The following is a 26,120-nucleotide window of genomic DNA, read 5'->3' on the forward strand; positions in this document are numbered from 1 at the left end:
GTGGCGGTTTCACTTTGGCAACAATGTATCGACAGGCTGCAAGACGAACTTTCTGCGCAGCAATTCAGTATGTGGATCCGTCCGCTACAAGCTGAAATGGATGGCGATACTTTGGTACTTTATGCACCTAATCGTTTTGTACTCGATTGGGTTCGAGATAAGTACATCAATATCATCAATCAATTTTTTACTGAACAGTTAGGTGGAAATGCCCCTAAGCTGCGTTTTGATATTGGTAGCCGCCCGTCAGCAGTCAGAACTCCTGCACCAGTAAAAGCAGAAGTTAGACAGCCGCAAAGTACACAAGCTAAGCCGCGTGTCAGTACAGCATTTAATACTCAAGCTGAGCCTGTTGAGCATGCTAATCATCGCAGTAATATTAATCCTACTTATCAGTTTGATAATTTCGTTGAAGGTAAATCAAACCAATTAGGTAAAGCTGCAGCGCTGCAAGTGGCAGAAAACCCAGGTGGTGCATACAACCCATTATTTTTATATGGCGGCACCGGTTTAGGTAAAACCCATTTATTGCATGCAGTAGGCAATGGGATTATTAAAAATAATCCCAATGCTAAAGTGGTTTATATGCACTCTGAGCGTTTTGTTCAGGATATGGTTAAAGCATTACAGAATAATGCGATTGAAGATTTCAAACGTTATTACCGTAGTGTTGATGCACTCTTTATTGATGACATTCAATTCTTTGCCAATAAAGATCGTTCACAAGAAGAATTCTTTCATACCTTCAATGCACTATTAGAAGGTAATCATCAGATCATTTTGACATCTGATAAATACCCTAAAGAAATCGATGGGGTAGAAGATCGTTTAAAATCTCGTTTTGGTTGGGGTCTTACGGTTGCTATTGAGCCGCCTGAACTGGAAACTCGTGTGGCGATCTTGATGCGTAAAGCACAAGAGAGTGGCATTAACCTTCCAGATGAAGTGGCGTTCTTTATTGCCAAACGTTTACGTTCAAATGTGCGTGAATTAGAAGGCGCATTAAACCGTGTTATTGCCAATGCTAACTTTACTGGTCGACCGATTACGATTGATTTTGTTCGTGAAGCATTGCGTGATTTATTAGCGCTACAAGAAAAACTGGTCACGATTGATAATATTCAAAAGACCGTGGCTGAGTACTACAAAATTAAAATGGCTGACATGCTATCTAAGCGTCGTTCTCGTAGTGTTGCGAGACCTCGTCAAGTAGCGATGGCATTATCAAAAGAACTCACAAACCAAAGCTTGCCTGAAATTGGGGATGCCTTTGGAGGTCGTGATCATACTACCGTATTACACGCATGCAGAAAAATTGCCCAATTGCGTGAAGAAAGTCATGACATTAAAGAAGATTATGCTAACTTGATACGTACATTATCTTCTTAATATCAGGAAATTGAGACGAATGAAATTTTCAATTGATAGGGATGCCCTATTAAAACCACTTCAATTAGTGTGTGGCGCAGTAGAAAGACGTCATAACTTGCCGATTTTATCTAATCTACTTGTGGAAGTTAGTGAGTCTTCACTTAAGCTGACAGGTACAGATTTAGAAGTGGAGCTTGTAGGCCAAGCGCCTATTCAAGGTGACATTGAAGTCGGTAGCACGACTGTTCCCGCTAAAAAGCTTTTAGATATCGTCAAGTCTCTTCCTGAACAAGTCGAAATCAAAATTGAACAACAAGAAAACAAATGGTTATTACGCTCAGGCCGTAGCCGTTTTTCTTTAGCCACTTTGCCAGCATCTGATTACCCAAATGTTGAAGCTTTCCAAGCAGAGATTGAATTCAGTTTAAAGCAGGGCACATTAAAGTCGATTATTGATTCGACCCAGTTCTCAATGGCGAACCAAGATGTTCGATACTATTTAAATGGCTTACTTTTTGAAACTGCGGGTAACTCGTTAAAAGCGATTGCGACAGATGGACACCGTTTAGCACTCAGTCATCGTGATATTGGTATCGAATTACCAGAAAAACAAGTGATTGTGCCGCGTAAAGGTGTGGTTGAAATGTCGCGCTTATTAGAGAGCGAAGACAAAGAGATTAATATTGCTATTGGTGATAGTGCTATTCGTGCCACCACCCATAATGCCGTATTTACCAGTAAGCTTGTTGATGGACGTTTTCCTGATTATCGTCGCGTGTTACCTAAAGGCGGTAATAAGATTGTAGTCGCGAGTCGTAATCATTTAAAACAAGCATTAACTCGCGCTTCAATTTTATCGAATGAGAAGTTCCGCGGGGTTCGTATTCAGCTTGAGCCAGGATTATTGCGCATTACAGCAAACAACCCTGAGCAAGAAGAAGCAGAAGAAATTATCGACGTTGAATACAATTCTGAAAACTTAGAAATTGGCTTTAATGTGAGTTATCTACTCGATGTATTAAATAACTTAGCCAGTGACGACGTCAGAATCACTCTGATTGATGGAAACTCGAGTGCGTTGATAGAAAACCACGCCGAAGAAGATTCAATGTATGTCGTGATGCCTATGCGTTTATAATTTTGACATGATCTAAATAGATTACTGCGACGTTTTTATCCCAAAAGGTGCTACATTAAGGCACCTTTTTTAGTTTTACTTCTTTGTTGATAGGTTTGAGAAATTACCACTCATGAGTTTAACCCGTCTTAATATCGCCCAGTTTCGCAATATCCTTTCGGCGTCATTACAACCAGAGTCAGGTTTAAATCTGATTTATGGTGAAAATGGCAGCGGAAAAACCAGTATATTAGAAGCGATATATTTTTTGGGAATGGGGCGTTCTTTTCGCAGTCATTTATCTCAAAGAGTGATTAATATTGAGCAAGATAGTTTAACTTTATTTGCTCAACTAGAAATGGCATCGGGCGAAGCTAAATTAGGTTTAAGACGTTTTCGAAATGGCGATATTGATGTCAAATTAAATGGCGACAAAGTGAAGCGTTTGTCGGTTTTGGCTGAAACATTACCCATTCAAGTTATCACACCGGAAAGTTTTTCTTTGCTATTTGAAGGCCCAAAAGCCCGCCGACAATTTATCGACTGGGGCGCTTTTCATGCGGACGTTAATTTTTATCAAGCATGGGTGAATACAAGAAGAATTTTAAAGCAAAGAAATCAACTTCTTAGAGATGGTTCTTCTTATACCACAATTCAATTTTGGGATAAGGAATTGGTACGGTATGCTGAACAAGTTACTTCGATACGAAATCAATATGTAGACTCGTTAAATGAGCTACTTAAGGGTATAATCGAAGAGTTTTTACCACGAGTTGATATTAAAGTTTCCTTTACTCGCGGCTGGGATAGCAAAACGGATTTTGCAGAGTTACTCGAAACTCAATATCACAGAGATTTATCATCGGGAAATACAGGCAGTGGACCACATAAAGCGGATTTACGATTGCGCGTTGGCAACCTTCCTGTGCAGGATGCATTATCCCGAGGACAGTTAAAATTATTAGTCTGTGCACTGCGTATTGCACAAGGCAAATTGCTTCAAGAACAACAAAACAAGCATAGTATTTACCTTGTGGATGATCTTCCATCTGAGTTGGATGCACAACATAGGCAACTATTGCTAAAACAGTTAACCGAAACCGGTGCACAAATTTTTGTCACAGCGATTGATCCTGTTGCAATAGTCGATTCGCTGGCAAGCCCGCCAAGTAAAATGTTTCATGTGGAACATGGGCAAGTCACGGTAGTTGAATAAAAACGAGAGAGAAATATGTCAGAGAATAGTTATGATTCTTCGAGTATTAAGGTTTTAAAAGGCCTTGATGCTGTTCGTAAGAGACCAGGGATGTACATCGGTGATACAGATGATGGTACGGGTCTTCATCACATGGTATTCGAAGTGGTCGATAACTCTATCGATGAAGCCTTAGCTGGCCACTGTAATGACATTACTATAACCATTCATGCTGACGGCTCAGTGTCTGTAACAGATGATGGCCGTGGTGTCCCAGTTGCTATCCATGAAGAGGAAGGGGTTTCAGCAGCTGAAGTTATTATGACCGTACTTCATGCTGGTGGTAAGTTTGATGATAACTCATACAAAGTATCTGGTGGTTTGCACGGTGTAGGTGTTTCAGTAGTAAACGCGCTGTCTGAAAAGCTGCAAATGACCATTCGTCGTGATGGCCATATTTACGAACAGTTTTACACTATGGGTGTACCTGACGCCCCAATTGCTCCAGTAGGCGACTCTGATAAAACTGGTACTCATATCCGTTTTTGGCCAAGCCCTGAAACCTTCTCTGATACTTTGTTCCACTTTGATATTCTTGCCAAGCGTGTGCGTGAATTATCATTCTTGAACTCAGGTGTGGGTATTCGCTTGGTTGACGAGCGTGATGAGCGTGATGAATTCTTTAAATACGATGGTGGTATTAGCGCATTTGTTGATTACCTAAACCGTAACAAAACACCTATTAACAAAGATGTCTTCCATTTCACCCATGAGCGTGAAGATGGCATTACAGTTGAAGTAGCAATGCAATGGAATGATGGTTACCAGGAAAGTATTTTCTGTTTTACCAACAACATTCCACAGCGTGATGGTGGTACTCACTTAGCGGGTTTCCGTGGTGCATTAACACGTAACTTAAATAACTACATGGAGCGCGAAGGTTTCAATAAGAAAGGTAAAACCAGTGCAACGGGTGATGATGCTCGTGAAGGTTTAACCGCGGTTATTTCAGTAAAAGTACCCGACCCTAAATTTAGCTCACAGACCAAAGATAAATTGGTATCAAGTGAAGTTAAAGGTGCAGTAGAACAAACAATGGGTGAGCAGTTAAATGATTACCTATTAGAAAACCCTGTCGATGCTAAACTGATTGTCGGTAAGATTGTTGATGCAGCGCGCGCTCGTGAAGCGGCACGTAAAGCCCGTGAAATGACTCGTCGTAAAGGCGCATTAGATTTAGGCGGTTTACCTGGTAAACTTGCAGATTGCCAAGAGAAAGACCCTGGCCTTTCTGAAATCTACATAGTGGAAGGGGACTCTGCTGGCGGATCAGCCAAGCAGGGACGTAACCGTAAAAACCAAGCGATTCTTCCGCTTAAAGGTAAAATTCTAAACGTTGAAAAAGCACGTTTTGATAAAATGCTTTCTTCTCAAGAAGTGGCAACACTGATTACTGCATTAGGCTGTGGTATTGGTCGTGAAGACTATGACCCAGAAAAGACTCGTTACCATAACATCATCATCATGACCGATGCCGACGTCGATGGCTCGCACATTCGTACGCTGCTATTGACCTTCTTCTTCCGTCAAATGCCAGAGTTGATTGAGCGCGGTTATATCTATATTGCACAGCCACCTTTATTTAAAGTTAAAAAAGGTAAGCAAGAGCAATATCTAAAAGATGAGCCAGCATTAACTGAGTACTTAACAACGCAAGCGTTAGATGGCACTCATATTTACCCAACTGCTGGTGCACCTGGCATGTCAGGTGAACCACTAGAGCGTTTAGTGGCTCAGTACCGTGAAGTTGAAGCGATTATTGAACGTTTAGCTAAACGCTACCCTGAGTCGATTACTAATCGCATGATCCACCATCCAGGCATTTCAAATGAAATGTTGTCTGATGAGGGGCAAATGAAACAGTGGTGTGATGCATTCGTCGCAGACTTAATTGAACTTGAGTCTGATGGTGTTATCTACAGCATAGAGCCAGTATTAGATCCAGAGCGTAAAGCTTACTTACCTAGCCTAACTATTCGTAAGCACGGTATTGATACTAATTACTTGTTCAGCTACGACTTCTTCCAGTCAAATGACTACACGCTAATTGCTAAGTTAGGTAAAGCGTTAGACGGTATGATTGAAGAAGGTGGTTACATCAAACGTGGCGAGCGCATGAAAGAAGTTGAGAGCTTTATTGAAGCACTTGACTGGACCATGAGCGAAGCGAAACGTGGTTTATACATTCAACGTTATAAAGGGTTGGGTGAAATGAACCCTGAACAATTGTGGGAAACTACAATGGATCCTGAAACACGCCGTATGTTACGAGTGACCATTGAAGATGCTGTTGGTGCTGACCAATTATTCACGACCTTAATGGGCGATCAAGTAGAGCCGCGTCGTGACTTCATTGAAACCAACGCGCTGAACGTTGCTAACTTAGACGTATAATGCATCTCTGTTAAATTAAATGGGTGCCAAGTGGCACCCATTTTTAGTTTTAACCCTTTTAAACCAGCTTTTTCCAATGTTGTTACCTGTCTAAGTGGTATTTTGTCATGTTTAAAAAGCTATTTTATAAGTTGTTTAATGTTCGTCCGACCCAAGAGGTCAATGCTGCTAAATCATTAGACAGCCAACAATCTGTGTTATTAAAACGCCCAGCTAATTCACAAGTTGCGTCTAGGCCAAAGCAAGCTAGTCATCAACAAACTACTGAGCAAGTCTCCGTTGCCGTGCCGACAAGTGTTCTTGATGCTAGTGCACTGTTTTATAGTTTGTTATTTCCATCAAGTAGCCAAGATACAGGTGCAATGGCAAATGACTTAGAGCGCAGTGTGCTGACTAAGATTGAACAGGCTTTTACAGCGCCGCAGGCTATTGCTGAAAAGGTACTTAAACTACCTAGTCGATTATCAGAAGTAGACAGACAAATAGCTCAATCAGATGTCGATACTAAGTCTTTGCTTCTGCTGATAGAGCAAGATCCGGTATTGAGTATTGAAGTATTGAAGTTGTGTAATTCGAGTGCTTTCAAACGCTCTGATAAGCAAATCACCAGCTTGCAACAAGCTGTTGTGCAGATTGGTTTAAGCCAATTACAACTATTTGTACGAACAAGCTTAATGAAGGAAATGATTAACATTAAGCCTATTTATTTCAGACGCTTTGGCGCTGAAATTTGGCGCCACTCTATGCAGGTAGCCTTTTTAGCTAATGAACTTGCAGAATATGATGGTGATACCGCATTCTTTTTAGGCTTACTACATGACGTTGGCAAAATTGCTATTTTTAAAATGATGATTGAAGCGTTTCGACAAGCTGAACCTGGTGAGCAGCCTAATTCGATATTGTTTAAGCAAGTCATGACGACCAAGTCATTAGGACTCAGCGCATTGCTTGTTAAATATTGGCAATTACCCGCTGAATTTGAAGTGCCGTTAACCCAATTGGCTAACTGTCATCACAAACCAACAGATAGCATGGCTTTGATAATATGGCGTGCCAATATCATTAGTGAATGTTCGATGCTTAAACAGGTGGATAAGCTGACAGAGCAGGCGCAGTCGCAGTTGCTTTCTCAAGTCGCTATTAGCCATGATGAGTTTGAGTTACTGCATCAAAAGTTAATCACTCTATAATGTAACTTTAGTTGGATGTTCGTTTAATCTACACTGACGTTAGCCATAAAAAAACGCGCCATAAGGCGCGTTTTTGTTGTGATGACTCAGATATCATTATTGTAATAATGAAATATCAGCGGCATGTAAGAATTGCTCACGTAGACTATTAAGAAGTGCTAAACGGTTATTCTTAAGAGCTGCATCATCTGCCATAACCATTACATCTTCGAAGAAGGTATCAACGCTTTCACGTAAACCAGCAAGAAGATCTAATGCTTGTTGATAGTTTGCTGCAGCAAATAATGGTGCAAGTTGTGGTTGCAGTTCAGCTAACTTTTCAGCTAATGCTTTCTCAGCACTTTCAACGAGAAGTCCAGAATCAATAGTAGACGGGATATCGCCTTCAACTTTAGCCAAGATGTTAGATACACGCTTATTAGCAGCAGCAAGAGCTGATGCTTGCTCTAAGGTTCTAAAGTGAGCCACAGCTTTAATGCGGCTTTCAAAATCAGCTGGTGCAGTTGGTTTACGTGCTAGTACAGCGAGAATAACGTCAACGCCTACACCTTGATCTTGATACCAAGAACGGAAACGGCCCATAAAGAACTCAAGAACCTGTTCAGATACGTTTTCGTTAGTTAGGTTTTCACCGTGTAATTCTTTTGCTTTAGCAATTAAATCAACTAAATCTAGCGGTAAGTTGTTTTCTAAACAAAGACGTAAAATACCGATAGCTGCACGACGAAGTGCGAATGGATCCGCTGCGCCCTTAGGTGCTTGCCCAATACCAAAAATACCCACTAAAGTATCGAGTTTTTCAGCTAACGCGACACAGATAGAAATCGGTGCTGTTGGCACAGTATCGCCAGAGAACTTAGGCTTGTATTGTTCAGCTAAGGCAACTGCAACAGCTTCAGTTTCACCATCTAAGCGTGCGTAATGCATGCCCATAGTGCCTTGAAGATCAGTAAACTCCATTACCATGTTGGTCATTAGGTCAGATTTAGACAGTAAGCCTGCACGAGCGGCTTCTTCGCTATTAGCGTTAATGCTGGTGGCAATGAAACCAGCCATTGCAGAGATACGCTCAACGCGAGCTTTAATCGTGCCTAATTGTTTTTGGAAAACAACAGACTCTAAGCTGGCTAGACGAGTTTCTAATGACTGTTTTTTATCAGTTTCAAAGAAGAATTCAGCATCGGCAAGACGAGGGCGAACCACTTTTTCGTTACCTGAAATAATCTGCTGAGGATCTTTAGACTCAATGTTAGTCACAAAGATAAAATTTGGTAATAGTTGGCCTGCTTTATCAAATACTGGGAAGTATTTTTGATCGCCTTTCATGGTGTAAACCAAAGCTTCAGCAGGAACATCTAAGAACTTTTCTTCAAAGCTTGCTGTTAACACAACAGGCCATTCAACTAATGCGGTTACTTCTTCAAGTAAGTCATCTTCAAGCTCTGCAACGCCGCCAATTTCTTTGGCAGCTATTTCTGCATTTTCTTTAATGATGTCTTTACGACGTTGGTAATCAGCTAATACTTTACCCTGCGTTTCAAGTTCAGTTAAGTAGTTGTCTGCATGATCTAATTCAAAGGTATCAACACCCATGAAACGATGACCACGAATAGTGCGAGCTGATTCGATACCTAACAATTCACCAGCAACTAGTTCATCACCTAACAGCATGGTGACAGTATGAACTGGGCGGATAAATTGTGTTGTATTACTACCCCAACGCATTGGCTTAGGGATAGGTAATTTATCTAAAGACTTTTGTGCCATTGCAGCAATTAAAGACTTGGTTTCAACACCAACCACTTTAGCTTGGTGTAATAACCATTCGCCTTTGTCTGTTTTTAGACGGTCAGCTTGTTCAACAGTAATTCCGTTACCACGAGCCCAGCCCATAGCGGCTTTAGTTGGGTTTCCTTCAGCGTCAAATGCTTGAGCAACTGCAGGTCCGCGTTTCTCAACCACTTTGTCAGCTTGCGCAACAGCAAGTTGTTCAACACTAATTGCTAAACGGCGAGGCGCCGCATACCAAGTTGCATTTTCATAAGCTAACTCAGCTTTAGTTAGCTCTTCAGTAAAGTTAGCAAGAAATGATTCTGCCAGTTTACGTAATGCTTTTGGCGGTAATTCTTCAGTACCCACTTCAATGAGTAAGTTTTCAACGTTCATATTCTACCTCTACTTACACATTGGGAAACCAAGCGCTTCACGTGCTTGGTAATAAGATTCTGCAACACCTTTTGCCATAGTACGAACACGTAAGATATAACGTTGGCGTTCAGTAACTGAAATAGCATGGCGGGCATCGAGTAAGTTAAATGCGTGCGAGGCTTTCATTACTTGCTCGTAAGCTGGTAATGGTAGCGGTTTTTCAAGCGCTAACAGTTTTTGACAGGCTTTTTCACAGTCATCAAATTGCTTAAATAGCACTTCAACATCAGCATGTTCGAAGTTATACGTTGATTGCTCAACTTCATTTTGATGGAAAATGTCACCGTACATGACTTTACCCATAGGGCCGTCAGTCCAGACAAGGTCGTATACGCTGTCGACTTCTTGGATATACATCGCAAGACGCTCTAAACCGTAAGTGATTTCACCAGTTACTGGCTTACATTCTAAGCCACCAACTTGTTGGAAGTAGGTAAATTGCGACACTTCCATGCCATTTAACCAGACTTCCCAACCTAAACCCCAAGCACCAAGTGTTGGCGATTCCCAGTTGTCTTCAACAAAACGAACGTCATGAACGCCCATATCAACACCAAGCGCTTCTAATGAGCCAAGATATAGCTCTTGGATGTTACTTGGAGAAGGCTTAAGCACTACTTGGAATTGGTAGTAATGTTGAAGTCGGTTAGGGTTTTCACCATAGCGACCATCTGTAGGTCGACGACATGGTTGCACGTAAGCACTGCTCATTGGCTCTGGGCCTAATGAACGTAAAAATGTCATCGGGTGGAAAGTACCTGCACCCACTTCCATGTCTAATGGTTGAACGATTGCGCAACCTTGCTGCGCCCAGTATTCCTGCAGGGTCATAATGAAGCCCTGGAATGTCTTTACGTCGTGTTTCGTCGTCATGTCCGCTTATCTACTGGTTGAGGCTAAAAATAGAAAATGGTTTTGATTATACCTTGTAGATTAATACAGATGTAGGTTATTTTTTAACGTAGAGACTAAAAATTGAAATGGGCAATACAAATGGATCAGAAACGTTGTGCTTGGTTAAGTAATGACTCTCTTTATATCGATTATCACGATAATGTTTGGGGAAGGCCAGTTTATGATTCTATCCAGCTATTTGAGAAGTTATGCCTTGATGGACAGCAAGCGGGACTGTCATGGATTACCATTTTAAAAAAGCAGCATAATTACCAAGCTTTGTTCGCCAATTTTGACCCTAAGATTATTGCTACTTTTGACGATGAGAAAGTAGAACAACTACTGTTAAATCCAGGGATTGTTAGAAATCGTTTGAAGGTCAATTCTATAATTAGAAATGCTAAAGCATATTTGGCCTTTGTAGATGCAGGCAATGACTTCTCTACTTTCTTATGGGATTTCGTTGGTGGTAAGCCTAAGGTTAATCATTTCAGTTCAATGTCAGAAGTTCCAGCACAAACTGTTGAATCAGAAGCGATGTCAAAAGCACTTAAAAAGCTCGGCTTTAACTTTGTTGGACCAACGATTTGTTATGCATTTATGCAAGCGGTAGGTATGGTTAACGATCATACAACAGATTGTTTTCGCTATGGAAAGTGATATTTGAAATATGTCACTAGTAATAAAAAAAAGGGATGTTCCACGTGGAACATCCCTTTTAAATTAATAGCTACAGGTTAAGCTATTTAACAGTTTCAAAGAAAAATGGCTTACGTTTTATCTCTTCACCATTTAACTGATCCATAGTTTCAGCGTTATATATTTTACCGTTAGCCATAGTGTAAGTGACTTTATCCGTAGTGCGAATATCTTCTAATGGATTGCCATCAATGACAATTAAGTCAGCCAATTTACCTGCTTTAATTGAACCTATTTGATGGTCCATACCAAAGGTTTTAGCTGGATTAATCGTAGCTGTTTTAAGTACGTCCATATTGCTCATACCACCTTGGGCAAACATCCACATTTCCCAATGTGCGGCTAAGCCTTCACGTTGACCATGAGCACCGATATTTGGATGGATTCCAATGTCATTAAGTTCATTGGCTACACGAGCAACATTAAAATGATTGTAATGCGCATCTGGTGCTTTAGTTCTGCGCATCGAACGAGCATTCAATATATCACTTGGTACATACATGCTTAGGCGAGGGTGAGCCCAAACATCGGTCTTATCATACCAATAGTGTTCACCTGAAATACCACCGTAGGCAACAACTAGAGTAGGTGTATAGGCAACTTCTGTTTGACTCCAGAATTGCTTAATATCACTGTAGATTGAACCCGCTGGAAGTGAATGCTCGATAGTTGTATGACCATCAGCAATCATTGATAAGTTATGTTGTAGTAAGCTTCCGCCTTCAGGCACAACCATCATTTCTAGTTCACGTGCAGCTTGTATTACTTGCTGACGTTGGTTACGACGTGGTTGGTTATAACTCTTCACACTAAAAGCACCGACTTTCTTTAGGCGCTCTAAGTGAAATTTAGCATCATCTAACGAGTCGACATGAGACGTATATCCTGGAGCATTTGCACCATATAAAATGGTACCCGTTGAGAATATACGTGGGCCGACAATATTGCCTGCCTTTTGCTGCTCTGATGCTGCAAAGATTTCAGTCGTATCATTTGATGGATCATGAATTGCTGTAACGCCTAACGATAGACCAGAGTATAACTGCCAGTTTTGTTGAGGTATGATTTCATCGTCAGCTTGACCACCATGAGCGTGAGCATCGAATAAACCAGGCATCAAAGTTTTACCTTTAATATCGATAACCTGTGCACCTTTCGGTATGGTTACGCTAGCATCACCAACACTAACAATCTTATTGTCAGTAACGATGACTACACCATTTTCAATGACTTGATCATTTTCCATGGTAATAACTTTACCGCCAACAAAGGCGATTGTTCCACGTGGAACATCTGCCTTTTCTTTAAAACCAATAGCAGTGACTGTTGGTTTTATTTCATCTTCAGTCTTAGCATATTGAGTATCAACAGCGGCTTGATATAAGTCAGGCCCAAGAGTCCAATAAAGTTCATTGCTCTTATTATTCCAACTTATGCTCTCGCCAGCACGGACACTTAATTGAGTTAAAGGAAGGTTAGTTGCTTTAGGGCTTATACGAACCGTTTCACCGTGCTTAGCAAATGGAGTAACGTAAACACGGAAACGTTCAGAGAAAGCTAAATGTTCACCGTTAGGCGATACACGAAACTCTGTTGCATGTTCACTGGTGTAATGGGTGCGTTTTTCGAAGCCGTCTAAGCTAATTGACGATAGTTCAGGTGTCTCACCATAATCCATAAAGAAAACACGTTTTGAATCTGCACCGAACTGAGGTTGGTAGCCACTAGCTGTAATTTTGATGTTTTTCTTTTTCTTTATATCAACTTTATACAAACCAGGCTCTTGCGACCAAGTTCGAGGTGTCACGTATCCGCCTTTAGCTTTACGGTATACAACAACTTTGCCATCAGGAGAAAAGGTTGGCTCTACATATTTACCCGGCTCGCTGGTCAATTCTTTACTGCGTCCGCCTTTAGCACTAACAATGCTGACAGTTCCTTGGTCTTGATCATTCCAAGTTGTAAATACAATATTTTTCCCATCGCGAGACCATTGTGGGAAAAGCTCATTAATATCGTCATCTAAACGAGTTAAACGTTTTTGTTTACCATCTTCAATGTCACGGATCCAAAGTTTACCTAATGCTTCAAATACTACCTTTTCGCCATTAGGTGATACTTGCGCCATACGCAGCATTTTTACATCAAACTCGTCTTGGTCAAGGTTTTGAGTAAAGCGTACAGAAGGTTGGACATCCAGTTCTGTTTTGACGGAGAAAGGAATATTCTCAACTTCTTGGTCCTCAACGTTTAGTTTGTTTATTTTACCTTTGGCCCAGAAAACAATCTCTTCATTGTCTTGTGTCCATGACATGGTTGGGTAAACGCCGTGAATAGCCCATGTTTCTTGCATGTCGCGGTCAAGGTCACCGTAAAGTTTAGTATGTTTACCTGACTTTAAGTCCAGTAAATACAGTGTTGATTGGAAACCATCGCGCTTGATGTAAGCGAGTTTAGTTCCATCTGGACTTGGCGTTGGGCGAATTGCACCACCAGTGCCTTCAATTAATACTTCAATATCACCGGTTTGAGTATCGTAGCGCTTAATTTTATAAATGCCTTTAACCGAATCTTTTGAGTAGTGGAATGTTTTACCCGGTGTAGCATCTTGGCTGAAGTAGATATATCGGCCATCAGGCGAATAAGCTGGCTCACCTAAATCTTTTTGATCATTAGGGCGTTCAGTTAATTTAACACCTTCACCACCAGCTACGTGATACATCCAAACTTCACCAGCACCTAAGCTTCGGCTTGCAGTAAAGTGTTTACGTGCAACCAAGTATTGTGAGTCAGGGCTCCATGCGGGGCTGTTTAATAAACGGAATGTTTCAGAGGTTACTGCACGTTGATTGCTACCATCAGCATTCATTACCCAAATATTATCGCCGCCGTCTTCATCAGATGTGAACGCTATTTGCTTTCCATCTGGGCTGTAGACAGGTTGCATTTGCCAAGCAATTCCAGAAGCTAGCTTTTTTGCTTCCCCGCCACTGATTGGCATTTGGTATATGTCACCTAGTAAATCAAACACAATGGTTTTCCCGTCAGGAGAAACACTGATATTCATCCACGTGCCTTCGGTAACATCAATCTGTAGTTTTTCTAAAGGTGCGTTTGCAGGAGCGTTAACTTGCCATTTTTCAGTTTCTTCTGTGGCGTTAACAGCAAGCGAAGCACTGGCTAAACTCAGCGCCATCGCGGTATAGAGTGGTTTTATTTTTGAGGTAAACATGCACAGTCCGTTATTATGATTATCGTTATAGGTAGAGTTACACTTTTATCAATTGAGTGTTGTTTGATAGTTAAAAAACTGATGATATTTATCGCACATATTTGGCAATAACTAAACATTTATTCTGTTTCAAATGATGACAGTCATAGGTGGGGTAAATCAAAAAGCCGACTTTAGAAGATTCAGTTACTTGGTTTCGTTTGGGCAAAGTATTGGCTAGTTTATATTTGGCAAGTAACAATAAAACTTGTGAAGTACTGCCAAGATAAGCAGCCTTTTTAGGCGTTGTGTCTATGTTACTTCTGAAGTGTAATTTATAAGAAATATTATTGCTCTAGAGTGGAGTACTTACGATCTATATTTTGTAATAAGTTGCAGCATAAAAATGGGGTAGATTTATATGCCTCTTCAAAGAGGCATCTTAGGCTAGGTAATCGTTACTTTATCATCAACCTGAATTAAGCCTTCACTGACAACTTTACAGGTTACGCCACCACGCCAGTATGGTTGTAGCGCTTTCTCTAATCCAGAATGAGCCATTTCCATCTTGGCGCAAGGATCTGTTTCACCAGTGATAAGTAAGGTCACATCATTACCAATAGAAATGTGTTTACCTACATCTGCAACGCTAAATTGATAGTTATCTATTAAAATATTAGCGCGGCGAGTTAGCCAATCTAAATCAGCTTTAATTTCCTGACAAGCTGTTTGCCATTGTTCTAATGACATCACAGTGACTTGACGCTTACCTGGACGACCAAATACATCATTTTCAACACCTTTGAGCAGGCTTACGTTGGCGCAAAATACTGGATTCATTTGGCCTTTTTTTGCGGTTTTGTAAGCAATAGCTTTGAGTGTCGACATGATTAAAGTCCTTTTTTGATCATATATTTATATGGCGTTTGTTCAGTGTCACTTGCAATCAGTGTGTGATCCATAAATTCACAAAAACTTGGGATATCTCTGGTAGTTGCAGGGTCGTCAGCAGTGATCAACAAGGTTTCACCTTCAGCCATTTTCCGGACTGTTTTACGGATCATCATTACAGGTTCTGGACAACGCAAACCAAGTGCATCTAGGTGATGCTCTGCTGTAGAAAAAATTTCGCTCATACCAACTCTTATATACGACTGACTGACATTAATTGCGCTAATTTTACTCTGCTTAATGAGTGTTGCAAGTGGCTAGCTTAGGCTTTATTAGTATTTCGTGAACTAGTACGTGATGTTTCACGTGGAACATTTATTTATAAACAATAAAAAGCCGCGCTTCATAAGCACGGCTTTTAAATTACTAGCTTTGTTAGCTATAAATATTAGCTAAAAAAACTAACTATCTACACGCTCAAAAATAGTCGCAATACCTTGGCCTAAACCAATACACATAGTTGCAAGACCATATTTCGCATCTTTAGCTTCCATCAAGTTAATCAAGGTCGTTGAAATACGAGTACCTGAACAACCTAATGGGTGACCTAATGCAATTGCGCCGCCATTTAAGTTCACTTTCTCATCAACCACATCGGTTAGACCTAAGTCTTTAACACATGGAAGAGACTGAGCAGCGAACGCTTCGTTCAACTCAATTACGTCCATATCATCAATGTTAAGACCTGCACGAGCCAGAGCTTTCTTCGTTGCAGGAACTGGGCCGTAACCCATGATTGCAGCATCACAACCGGCAACAGCCATTGAACGGATGCGAGCACGAATAGGTAGGCCTAGTGCTTTGGCTTTTTCTTCTTCCATAACTAACATTGCAGAAGCGCCATCAGATAAAGCTGAAGAAGTACCAGCTGTTACTGTACCGTTAGCTGGGTCAAACGCAGGGCGCAATCCAGATAAAGATTCAAGTGACGTTTCTGGGCGGATAACTTCATCGTGAGTCACCTTGATTAGTGCACCATTAGCATCGTGACCTTCAACCGGTACGATCTCACTATCAAAACGACCTTCAACAGTTGCCGCATGGGCACGTTGATGTGAACGCACAGCAAATGCATCTTGTTGCTCACGAGTAATTCCATGCATTTTGCCAAGCATTTCAGCGGTTAAACCCATCATACCTGAGGCTTTAGCAACGTTACTTGCAAGACCAGGATGGAAGTCTACGCCATGGTTCATTGGTACGTGACCCATATGCTCAACACCACCGACGATGAAGGTGTCGCCTTGACCTGTCATGATGGCGCGAGTGGCTTGGTGAAGCGCATCCATTGATGAACCACATAAACGGTTTACGGTTACAGCACCGGCTGATTTTGGAATCCCAGCCAATAACGCAGCATTACGTGCGATATTAAAACCTTGTTCCAAAGTTTGTTGCACACAACCCCAGATAACATCTTCGATGTCATTTGGATCAAGTTTACTGTTGCGGCTTAATAATGATTTCATTAGTTCAGCAGAAAGAGTTTCTGCTCGTACATTTCTAAATACTCCAGCCTTAGAGCGGCCCATCGGAGTACGAATGCAGTCGACGATTACAGCGTTTTTCATGATGTTATTCCTTTACTGCTGATTAGGCTGGGTAGTATGTGCCGTTAGTAGCTGCAAGCTCACGCATTGCGTCAGTCACTTGATATAGGCCACCTAAGTGTGCAAATTTGTCAGCCATTGCGACAAAGTTAGCGACACCCATAGTATCTAAGTAACGGAATACACCGCCTCTAAATGGTGGGAAACCAATACCGTAAACAAGGCCCATATCGCCTTCAGCTGGAGAAGCAATAATGCCTTCTTCTAAACAGCGAACCGTTTCGATAACCATTGGGATCATACAGCGTGCGATAATCTCATCAGTTTCAAAGTCTTTTAGTTCACCAAATTCTTTACCAAGCAACTCGTAGCTTGTTGGATCTAAATCTTTTTTCGGTTTTCCGCGACGGTCAACAGAGTAAGAGTAGAAACCTTTAGTGTTCTTCTGGCCAAAACGTTGGCTTTCAAACATGATATCGATAGCATCTTTACCATTCTTACCCATGCGATCTGGGAAGCCTTCAGCCATGACTGCTTGTGCATGATGTCCTGTATCTAAACCAACAACATCAAGTAAGTAAGCAGGACCCATTGGCCAACCGAACTGCTTCTCCATCACTTTATCGACTTTAGCAAAGTCAGCACCATCGGCTAATAAGCCACTGAAACCTGCAAAGTATGGGAACAATACGCGGTTAACGAAGAAGCCTGGGCAATCGTTAACAACGATGGGTGTTTTACCCATTTTGCTCGCGTAAGCGACAACAGAAGCAATGGTTTCTTCAGATGAATTTTCACCACGAATAACTTCAACCAAAGGCATTTTATGCACAGGGTTAAAGAAGTGCATGCCACAAAAACGCTCAGGTTTTTTCATGCTTTTCGCTAGTAAGTTAATTGAAATGGTCGAGGTGTTTGATGCGATGATGGCATCATCTGCAACGAATTGTTCAACTTCAGCAAGTACAGATGCTTTAACTTTTGGATGCTCAACAACGGCTTCAACGACAACGTCAGCATCTTTAACTGGCGCGTAATCTAAAGCTGGAGTGATGTTATTAAGAACCGCAGCCATTTTAGCTGGAGTAGAGCGGCCACGTTTAACTTGTGCAGTTAACAATTTAGCAGCTTCGCCTAAGCCTAAATCTAACGCAGGCTGTGCGATGTCTTTCATAACAATCGGTGTGCCTTTACTTGCGCTTTGGTAAGCAATACCGCCGCCCATGATGCCAGCACCTAGTACGGCTGCATTGTTTACTTTCTTAGCAAGCTTGCCTGCTTTTTTAGCTTTACCTTTTACAAATTGATCATTTAAGAAAATACCAATCAGTGAGGTTGCTACTTCAGTTTTTGCTAACTTGATGAATGCTTTGTTTTCAACTTTTAGTGCTTCAGCGCGGTCAAGTGTTGCTGCTTGCTCAATGACGCTAACAGCCATCATTGGTGCTGGGTAATGTTTGCCTGCAACTTTGAATACCATGCCTTTAGCTGTGGCGAATGACATCATTGCTTCAAGCTTAGGTAAGGTTAATGCCTTAAGCTTGCGATTACGACGAGACTGCCAATCAAGCTTTTCAGCAATAGCATCTTTAAGCATTTGCAATGCTGCTGCTTCTAAATTCTCTGGAGCCACTACAGCGTCAATTGCGCCAACTTTTAATGCAGCTTCAGGACGTTGGTCTTTACCTGTGGTAATCCACTCAAGAGCGTTATCTGCACCAATTACACGAGGTAAACGAACTGTGCCACCAAAACCAGGAATAAGACCTAACTTGGTTTCTGGTAAGCCGATACGAGCATTGGTATCTGCGATACGTAAGTCAGTAGCAAGAATGGCTTCACAACCACCACCAAGTGCAAACCCGTTAACAGCAGAAGCTGTTGGGAAAGGTAAGTCTTCAAGTTTATCAAATACCGCACTAGCTTGTTCAACCCAAGCTAATAGTGTTGCATCATCTAGTTCGAACAAACCTAGGAATTCAGTAATATCGGCACCAACAATAAAGGTACTTTTACCTGATGTTAGTAATAAACCTTGAATGCTAGTGTTTTGCTTGATGCTTTCAAGAGCAGCATCTAATGAAGAGAGAGTTTCTTTATCGAATTTGTTAACTGAGCCAGGTGCATCGAAACACAACTTGGCAATGTTATCCTCTAATAACTCTACTTGAATTGTAGGACTTTGGTAGATCATTGCTTGCTTCCTTTTTGCTAAAAGCGACTTCCACATCACAATTACTGTGTTGTTATTTAGCTTTGATATCTAGCTTTTTATCACAGCAGCGACGGCCATCATTTGACCAGTTGCCAAACAGTGTGCGACGAAATGAGACAAATTACAACACTCAATTTAAACGGACGTTTAAATTTTTATCTGCTGGAGGCATTTTTGCCCTTTGTGATACACTTCACAGGTTCTTAAACAAGAAAAATAACATCACAGGGATAGCAAAAATGGATCAGCTAGCTAATTTTTATCATGCGCACATTGCAGAATTAAATCGTCGGGTTGCCGAGATTGTCTCTCGAGAACAACTTGCTGGTTTGGTGATACATTCCGGTCAGGCTCATCGACAGTTTTTAGATGATTTAAGCTACCCGTTTAAAGTTAATCCTCAATTTAAAGCTTGGTTGCCTGTATTGGATAACCCTAATTGTTGGATTGTGGCCAACGGCACTGATAAACCACAATTAATATTTTATCGTCCAGTCGATTTTTGGCATAAAGTCAGTGATGAGCCAAACGATTTTTGGGCTGAACATTTTGATATTAAACTACTCACTAAAGCTGACCGTGTTGCTGAGTTATTACCTAATAATATTGCGGACTGGGCTTACTTAGGTGAACATCTTGATGTCGCTGAAGTATTAGGAATGAGCAGACGTAACCCCGATTCAGTTTTAAATTACTTACATTATCACCGTGCAGATAAAACTCAGTATGAATTAGAGTGCCTTCGCCGTGCTAACCAAATTGCAGTAAAAGGGCACCTAGCTGCTAAGAATGCCTTTTATAATGGTGGTAGTGAGTTTGAAATCCAGCAGCAATATTTATCGGCAATTGGCCAAACCGAAAATGAAGTGCCATATGGCAATATTGTTGCCCTTAATCAAAATGCTGCCATTTTGCATTACACCGCACTTGAGCATCAAATTCCGTCTCCACGGTTATCATTTTTGATTGATGCTGGGGCTAACTATAATGGTTATGCATCAGATATCACTCGAACTTATTCGTTTGAGAAAAACCACTTTTATGAACTCATTGTAGAAATGAACAAGATGCAGCTGGCCATTGTCGATCTGATGAAACCAGGGGTTAAATATACCGATCTTCATTTAACTACTCATGCCAAATTAGCTGAATTAATGTTGGAATTTAATTTAGCAACGGGTGATGCTCAGGGATTAGTAGAGCAAGGAATAACCAGTGTGTTCTTCCCTCATGGTTTAGGTCATATGCTTGGTTTACAAGTTCATGATATGGGCGGTTTTTTACGGGATGAACGTGGTACTCACATTCCTACTCCTGAAGGGCATCCATTCTTACGGTGTACTCGTGAAATACAAGCCAACCAAGTATTCACTATCGAGCCGGGTATTTATATTATTGATTCATTATTAGGCGAATTAAAAGCCGATCAGCGTCAATCACAAATAAACTGGGATACGGTTAATGAATTGCGTCCTTACGGCGGTATTCGTATTGAAGATAATGTTATTGTTCACCAAGATCGCAATGAAAATATGACTCGAGAGCTTGGCCTGATTGACTGAACAATACTTAATTCCTAATCAAGCACTGACGATTGAGGAAGATATCAAACACAGCCGCTTCATTACTGTGCTGTTCCACTGCATTAGTGAAGCTCAATTGAAGTGTGTACTTACTAACGTAAAGAGCGAATACCCAGGAGCTAGCCATTACTGCTATGCTTTTGTGGCGTCCGATCCTCAAAATAGTATTGCTATCGGCAGCAGCGATGATGGTGAGCCAGCTGGTAGTGCTGGTAGGCCAATGTTAGCCACATTACAAGGTTCAGGTATTGGTGAAATTGGTGCTATCGTGGTGCGTTTTTTTGGTGGTACTAAACTTGGGGTTGGCGGTTTAGTCCGTGCTTATTCCTCAGGGATCAAATCGGGTTTAACCGAACTGTCGACAGTCACCAAGTACATTCGTTATGCTTCTTCTTTGGTATGCAGTTACCCGCAACTTAATAATGTGGAATACCTGATCAATCAGTTTGACGGCATTATTATCAATAAAAACTTTACTGATGCGATAGAAATCGAATTCGAAATAGCAAAAGCATTTCATGATGATTTTAATCGAGAACTGGCGACCCAAACTCAAGGGCAGCTTAAGGCGAAGTTTAACGTTTGATGGTTGGAAAAAGTATGCCAGAATATAAGGTTATATAACTGTGAAATTTACACGGTCTAAAACCAATGCCATGCAAACTAGTGCAATAATAAATGCAATATAAAACAATTATCAGAATAACCGGCTTGTTGATGGGATTATTTTCTATCACCATGTTGCCGCCAGCATTGGTTGCCATTCTTTATCAAGATGGTGGCGGCACTGCTTTTATTCAGGCATTTTGTGTTAGCTTATTTTTAGGCTTTTTATTGTGGTATCCCAACCGTCGTCAAAAGGGGGATTTGCGAACTCGCGAAGGCTTCCTTATTGTGGTGCTATTCTGGACCGTTCTTGGTTCCATTGGTGCACTGCCATTTATTTTCTCCACAGAGCCCAACCTCAGTTGGACTGACAGCTTTTTTGAATCCTTTTCCGCGTTAACCACTACTGGTGCAACAGTGATTGTTGGCCTCGATGACTTGCCTAAAGCCATTTTATTCTATCGTCATCTACTACAGTGGATGGGCGGCATGGGTATCATTGTGCTGGCGGTGGCTATTTTGCCGCTATTAGGTATTGGTGGGATGCAGCTATATAAAGCGGAAATCCCTGGACCTGTTAAAGACAGCAAGATGAAACCCAGGATTGCTGAAACAGCGAAAGCGCTTTGGTATATCTATCTATTATTAACCGTGGCTTGTGCAACCGCATTTTACTTTGCTGGTATGAGTGGTTTTGACGCTATTTGTCATTCATTTTCGACAATTGCCATTGGTGGTTTTTCGACTCACGATGCCAGTATCGGTTATTTTGATAGCCCACTGATTAACGTGATTTGTGCTGTATTCTTATTGATTGCTGCGGTGAATTTTAGTTTGCACTTTGCTGCTTTTAGTTGGCGCGGAATTAACTTTAAAGTTTACTTTCGTGATGCAGAATTTAAAGCATTAATCGGAATTCAATTAGCGTTAACAGCAACATGTTTTGCCACGCTTTATAGTTCGGGTATTTATGATACTCCAGAACAAACACTTGATTATGCTTTTTTCCAAGTGGTGTCAATTTCAACGACTGCGGGTTTTGGTACTGAAAGCTTTCACTCTTGGCCACTGTTCTTACCTATTTTACTTATTTTTTCAAGCTTTATTGGTGGCTGTGCGGGCTCAACAGGTGGTGGTATGAAAGTGATTCGCTTTGTGCTGTTATTGTTGCAGGGCTCACGTGAGATGAAACGGCTTATTCATCCAAAAGCCATGTATTCGATTCGAATTGGTGGTTCGGCATTGCCTGACCGTGTGATTGATGCGGTTTGGGGATTCTTCTCTGCTTATGCATTAGTGTTTGTGGTTTGTATGGTATTGCTAATGGCAATGGAGATGGATGCCATTACCGCATTTAGTGCCACAGCGGCCAGTATTAATAACTTAGGTCCAGGTTTAGGTGATGTTGCCAGTAACTATGCCAGTGTGACAGATGGTGCTAAATGGGTGCTAGTACTGGCGATGCTATTTGGTCGTCTTGAAGTGTTTACCTTGTTAGTGCTGTTTACGCCGACTTTTTGGAAAAACTAATTTATTTTTTCTTCACTGACAGGGAATGGCCATTTACAAGGAATTAAAATGTCGAACAACCTTATTATTTACTCAACCGTTGACGGTCAAACACTGGCAATATGCGAGAAGATAAAACAGCAATTAGAAATAACAGACGAGCAAGTGACAATAGCTTCCCTTGAGCAAGCTGACTCATTGGTATTAGAAAATTTTGATAAGATTTTAATTGGTGCGAGTATTCGTTATGGTAAGCATCGACCAGCATTATTTGAATTTATTACTCAGCATGCTGCGACTTTAGAGAAGGTTAACAGCGCTTTTTTTACTGTAAATGTTGTGGCAAGAAAGTCTGAAAAAAACACCCCAGAAACTAACCCCTACATGCAAAAGTTCTTAACGCTTTCTACTTGGAAACCTAAACTTCTGGGCGTGTTTGCTGGCAAAATTGATTACCCTAAATATCGAACCATCGACAGAGTCATGATCCGCTTTATTATGTGGATGACTAAAGGGCCCACCGATACCAAAGGTACCTATGAGTTTACTGATTGGCAAAAGGTGGATGAGTTTGCTAACGAGTTTAAGCTGCTCTAAACATTGAGTCTTTAGAAGGGGAAAGCTAGGCTTTGAGCTAGAGTCAAAGCCTGATACAGCAGAGAAAAAGCAAGCTACTTAGCGCAATATAAACGATGTAAAATGGAAATGACTTCGGTCACTTCTTCATTCTTCAATGTATAGTAAACATTTTGCGAGCTTTTACGAGTATTCACTAAATCTTGGGCTCGAATGACTGCAAGGTGTTGTGACAACGCTGATTGGCTTAGTGGCACCTTCTCGTTAAGCTCCGTCACGCTGTGTTCTTTGTCGAGTAATAAACACAAGATCATCAAACGATACGGGTTAGCAATAGCCTTTAGCCATTTGGCTGCCATTTCCGCACTACCTAACATCGAATCTACATCAATATTTTCAGACATCTATATACCTTACCTGACTATATACTTTAATTTATTACTTAATTGGCATCATACTGCTGGCTAACCCAGATCTCAATTTTATCGTTCAAATATATGAGTCATTTCTAATTTGTGATCAAAGAGCACGATTGAAATGGCTTTTTTTGCCACAATGATTGCCTATTAGAGCAACCATCGGTGTAAAAATGGCAAAAACATTAGTGATTTATTACTCAAGAGGCGGTCATACGGCGCAAATTAGTCGTGCGATAGCTGAGCAGATTGTACACAATGGTCATCAGTGTGATGTGGTCAATATTCTTGATAATAATCATGCTGACATTGATTGGGCTAGCTATGATGCAATTGCACTTGGCGCTTGCGTTCTTTATGGCTCTTACCATAAGTCAGTATTTGAATTTGTAACGCGCTATCAAGCTGAGTTAAGCAATAAACCGAATAGCTTCTTCTGTGTCAATGTGGTTGCTCGTAAACCAGAGAAACGTATTCCTGAGAATAATAAATATCTACAAAAGTTCATCGAGCTTTCGCCTTGGACACCACAAGATGTGAAGATTATTCCCGGAAAAGTTAATTACCCGTCTTGGACTTGGTATGACAGTTTAGCCATTCGTTTAATCATGAAAATGACCGATGGCCCGACCGATCCATCTACAGTGATTGATTACACTGATTGGGATGACGTCAAAGTTTATGCTGATCATGTTGTTAGCTTGATTAAGCCTGAAGCGGTGAGCTAAGACATTTTAGTCAAGCTTGTTCAAAAGCCGACTCAAAAGCTTTCTCAAAGATAATAAAGAAAAGTTGATAGGTGATGCTATAAAGGCGTCACCTTTTTATTGCCTGAAATAAATAAAAAAGTAGTTGATAATACCACTGACACTGTTACTTAAAGCGTGAATATCGAAACGTTAGTATTTCCAAAACTAGTACTTCCAAAGCTAGTATTTCCAGAACTTGGGCGCAAATAGCACTGCTACAGTAATTATCTCAAGTCTGCCTAATAACATCCCAAAGGCTAAAGCCCATTTCGCAATATCCGGCAAGCTAGAAAAGTTTCCTGCAGGGCCGATAACAGGCCCCAATCCTGGCCCGACATTCGTTACAGCGGTGATAGCGCCAGTAATACTGGTGATAGCATCTAAACCCGTTAACACTAAGATGGCTGTCAGTAATAAAATCACCAGTAGGAATAACATAATAAATGCCATTATTGAACGAATGATATCGTTATCGATAGTGCGACTGTTATAGCGTTTTTTAATTACGGCTTGTGGGTGAAACTGTTGAGTTAGTTGTTGGTACATGACCTTTATGGATATCTGAAAGCGGAATATTTTTATGCCACCAGATGTCGAGCCTGAGCAACTACCAACAAACATCAGAAATAAAAACGCTAGGCTAGCGAATGCTCCCCATGCTTGGTAATCCGTCAGACCATACCCCGTTGTTGTTACGACTGAAACGACATTGAAGCTAGAAAGCCTCAATGCATCTAGGTAATCCATATCGGACTTTAGCCATAACCAAGTGCCAAGGCCAATAGAGGCAAACGCAATAAACTTAATGAAGCCTTTTACTTGCTCATCGTTCCACACTTTAAATGAGCGCTGTTGAATCGCCTGAACGAACATTAATAAAGGTAATCCACCAGCCGCCATAAATAAAACACCTACCCAGTGCGCAGTAGGGGTAAATGAAGACATTGAACTGTCGGAAGTTGAATAACCGCCCGTTGAAAGGGTGGTCATTGCATGATTAATCGCTTCAAAACAATGCATTCCCGACATGTGATAAGCCAAAGCACAAATGATAGTAAGTAACACATAGACTTTGAATAGGTGTTTAGCCATATGTTGGGTACGAGGGGTAGTTTTATCTCCCCAGTCGGAAGATTCTGTGCGAAATAAGCGCATACCACCGACATTGAGAAAGGGCAAAATAGCCACTGCCATGACGATAAAACCAATACCGCCGAGCCATTGTAATAATGAGCGCCAAATTAATATGCTGTGGTCCATGTCATCAAGCCCCGACAACACGGTTGAACCAGTAGTCGTAATGCCAGACATAGTTTCAAAAAAGGCGTCGGTATAGTTGATACCGTGATAAAGCGTAAAGGGTAATGCTGCAAATAAACTGACAATTAACCAGGTGATGGTGGTGAGAAAAAACATATCACGAATGTTGAGGCTAACGTGTTTCGTTCGCCCAGTTTGAATACAAAGAATGGCGACTAACCCGGTAAACAACCCGGACATCATAAAGTCACCGATGGTTTCTTCGTGGTAAAAAAGCGCAAAAGCCATTGGCACCAGCATGAAACCGGTGAGAATTGATAAAAATATACCAACGACAAATAGCAGCGGCTTTAAATTTAGCATGGG

The 26,120-nt window shown here is 41.1% G+C and carries 20 protein-coding genes; 11 read left to right on the forward strand and 9 right to left on the reverse strand.

Annotation, left to right across the window (positions count from 1 at the left end; translation table 11 throughout):
• The 5 genes from dnaA to QPX86_RS00025 all read left to right on the forward strand — a co-directional run bounded on the left by dnaA (nt 1) and on the right by QPX86_RS00025 (nt 7,327).
• Nucleotides 1-1,389 (forward strand): chromosomal replication initiator protein DnaA, encoded by a 1,389-nt coding sequence (gene dnaA / locus QPX86_RS00005; RefSeq protein ID WP_220754386.1) that lies wholly within the window; start codon nt 1-3, stop codon nt 1,387-1,389.
• Nucleotides 1,390-1,408: 19 nt separating this feature from the next.
• Nucleotides 1,409-2,509, forward strand: coding sequence for a DNA polymerase III subunit beta (dnaN, locus tag QPX86_RS00010; protein WP_285163783.1), 1,101 nt, complete (start codon nt 1,409-1,411; stop codon nt 2,507-2,509).
• A 112-nt stretch (nt 2,510-2,621) separates the two neighbouring features.
• Nucleotides 2,622-3,704: a DNA replication/repair protein RecF gene (gene recF, locus QPX86_RS00015; RefSeq protein WP_285163784.1), complete on the forward strand. Its 1,083-nt coding sequence runs from the start codon at nt 2,622-2,624 to the stop codon at nt 3,702-3,704.
• 15 nt (nt 3,705-3,719) lie between these two features.
• Nucleotides 3,720-6,137, forward strand: a complete 2,418-nt coding sequence (gene gyrB, locus QPX86_RS00020; protein ID WP_220754383.1) for a DNA topoisomerase (ATP-hydrolyzing) subunit B — start codon at nt 3,720-3,722, stop codon at nt 6,135-6,137.
• A gap of 107 nt (nt 6,138-6,244) precedes the next feature.
• Nucleotides 6,245-7,327 (forward strand): HDOD domain-containing protein, encoded by a 1,083-nt coding sequence (locus QPX86_RS00025; RefSeq protein ID WP_285163785.1) that lies wholly within the window; start codon nt 6,245-6,247, stop codon nt 7,325-7,327.
• A gap of 96 nt (nt 7,328-7,423) precedes the next feature.
• Here QPX86_RS00025 and glyS read toward each other — a convergent pair whose 3' ends face one another.
• Together glyS and glyQ are read right to left on the reverse strand one after the other, a co-directional pair.
• The gene (glyS, locus tag QPX86_RS00030; RefSeq protein WP_285163786.1) at nt 7,424-9,493 is read right to left on the reverse strand and encodes a glycine--tRNA ligase subunit beta; all 2,070 of its coding nucleotides are present in this window, start codon (nt 9,491-9,493) and stop codon (nt 7,424-7,426) included.
• A 9-nt stretch (nt 9,494-9,502) separates the two neighbouring features.
• A complete protein-coding gene (gene glyQ, locus QPX86_RS00035) occupies nt 9,503-10,408 on the reverse strand; it encodes a glycine--tRNA ligase subunit alpha (protein ID WP_153915680.1) in 906 nt (301 codons plus the stop codon).
• A gap of 120 nt (nt 10,409-10,528) precedes the next feature.
• On the opposite strand from glyQ, the gene QPX86_RS00040 reads away from it, so the two are divergent.
• The gene (locus tag QPX86_RS00040) at nt 10,529-11,089 is read left to right on the forward strand and encodes a DNA-3-methyladenine glycosylase I (RefSeq protein WP_285163787.1); all 561 of its coding nucleotides are present in this window, start codon (nt 10,529-10,531) and stop codon (nt 11,087-11,089) included.
• A gap of 82 nt (nt 11,090-11,171) precedes the next feature.
• On the opposite strand, the gene QPX86_RS00045 is transcribed toward QPX86_RS00040, so the two are convergent.
• From QPX86_RS00045 to fadB, 5 genes are all read right to left on the reverse strand, one after another.
• The gene (locus tag QPX86_RS00045; RefSeq protein WP_285163788.1) at nt 11,172-14,360 is read right to left on the reverse strand and encodes an amidohydrolase family protein; all 3,189 of its coding nucleotides are present in this window, start codon (nt 14,358-14,360) and stop codon (nt 11,172-11,174) included.
• A gap of 426 nt (nt 14,361-14,786) precedes the next feature.
• Nucleotides 14,787-15,227, reverse strand: coding sequence for an MOSC domain-containing protein (locus tag QPX86_RS00050; protein WP_220754378.1), 441 nt, complete (start codon nt 15,225-15,227; stop codon nt 14,787-14,789).
• A 2-nt stretch (nt 15,228-15,229) separates the two neighbouring features.
• Nucleotides 15,230-15,475 carry a sulfurtransferase TusA gene (gene tusA, locus QPX86_RS00055; RefSeq protein ID WP_220754377.1) on the reverse strand — a complete coding sequence of 82 codons (246 nt, stop codon included), beginning with the start codon at nt 15,473-15,475 and terminating at the stop codon, nt 15,230-15,232.
• A 216-nt stretch (nt 15,476-15,691) separates the two neighbouring features.
• The gene (fadA, locus tag QPX86_RS00060) at nt 15,692-16,861 is read right to left on the reverse strand and encodes an acetyl-CoA C-acyltransferase FadA (RefSeq protein WP_285163789.1); all 1,170 of its coding nucleotides are present in this window, start codon (nt 16,859-16,861) and stop codon (nt 15,692-15,694) included.
• Between the two features lie 22 nt (nt 16,862-16,883).
• The gene (fadB, locus tag QPX86_RS00065) at nt 16,884-19,034 is read right to left on the reverse strand and encodes a fatty acid oxidation complex subunit alpha FadB (protein WP_285163790.1); all 2,151 of its coding nucleotides are present in this window, start codon (nt 19,032-19,034) and stop codon (nt 16,884-16,886) included.
• Nucleotides 19,035-19,294: 260 nt separating this feature from the next.
• On the opposite strand from fadB, the gene pepQ reads away from it, so the two are divergent.
• The 4 genes from pepQ to hemG (QPX86_RS00085) all read left to right on the forward strand — a co-directional run bounded on the left by pepQ (nt 19,295) and on the right by hemG (QPX86_RS00085) (nt 23,350).
• A complete protein-coding gene (gene pepQ / locus QPX86_RS00070) occupies nt 19,295-20,617 on the forward strand; it encodes a Xaa-Pro dipeptidase (protein ID WP_285163791.1) in 1,323 nt (440 codons plus the stop codon).
• Nucleotides 20,610-21,224 (forward strand): YigZ family protein, encoded by a 615-nt coding sequence (locus tag QPX86_RS00075; protein ID WP_285163792.1) that lies wholly within the window; start codon nt 20,610-20,612, stop codon nt 21,222-21,224. The genes pepQ and QPX86_RS00075 overlap by 8 nt, the downstream gene beginning before the upstream one ends.
• A 92-nt stretch (nt 21,225-21,316) precedes the next feature.
• Nucleotides 21,317-22,774 (forward strand): TrkH family potassium uptake protein, encoded by a 1,458-nt coding sequence (locus tag QPX86_RS00080; RefSeq protein ID WP_285163793.1) that lies wholly within the window; start codon nt 21,317-21,319, stop codon nt 22,772-22,774.
• Between the two features lie 48 nt (nt 22,775-22,822).
• Nucleotides 22,823-23,350 carry a menaquinone-dependent protoporphyrinogen IX dehydrogenase gene (hemG, locus tag QPX86_RS00085; protein WP_220754370.1) on the forward strand — a complete coding sequence of 176 codons (528 nt, stop codon included), beginning with the start codon at nt 22,823-22,825 and terminating at the stop codon, nt 23,348-23,350.
• A gap of 74 nt (nt 23,351-23,424) precedes the next feature.
• Here hemG (QPX86_RS00085) and QPX86_RS00090 read toward each other — a convergent pair whose 3' ends face one another.
• Nucleotides 23,425-23,733, reverse strand: coding sequence for an ArsR/SmtB family transcription factor (locus tag QPX86_RS00090; protein WP_220754369.1), 309 nt, complete (start codon nt 23,731-23,733; stop codon nt 23,425-23,427).
• Between the two features lie 185 nt (nt 23,734-23,918).
• Here QPX86_RS00090 and hemG (QPX86_RS00095) point away from each other — a divergent pair, with 185 nt between their 5' ends.
• Entirely contained in the window at nt 23,919-24,473 is a 555-nt protein-coding gene (hemG, locus tag QPX86_RS00095; RefSeq protein ID WP_220754368.1) for a menaquinone-dependent protoporphyrinogen IX dehydrogenase, read from the forward strand.
• A gap of 201 nt (nt 24,474-24,674) precedes the next feature.
• Here hemG (QPX86_RS00095) and QPX86_RS00100 read toward each other — a convergent pair whose 3' ends face one another.
• Nucleotides 24,675-26,117, reverse strand: coding sequence for a TrkH family potassium uptake protein (locus QPX86_RS00100; protein ID WP_285163794.1), 1,443 nt, complete (start codon nt 26,115-26,117; stop codon nt 24,675-24,677).
• Nucleotides 26,118-26,120: the final 3 nt, after the last annotated feature.

Source organism: Shewanella goraebulensis (assembly GCF_030252245.1).
Lineage (GTDB): Bacteria > Pseudomonadota > Gammaproteobacteria > Enterobacterales > Shewanellaceae > Shewanella > Shewanella goraebulensis.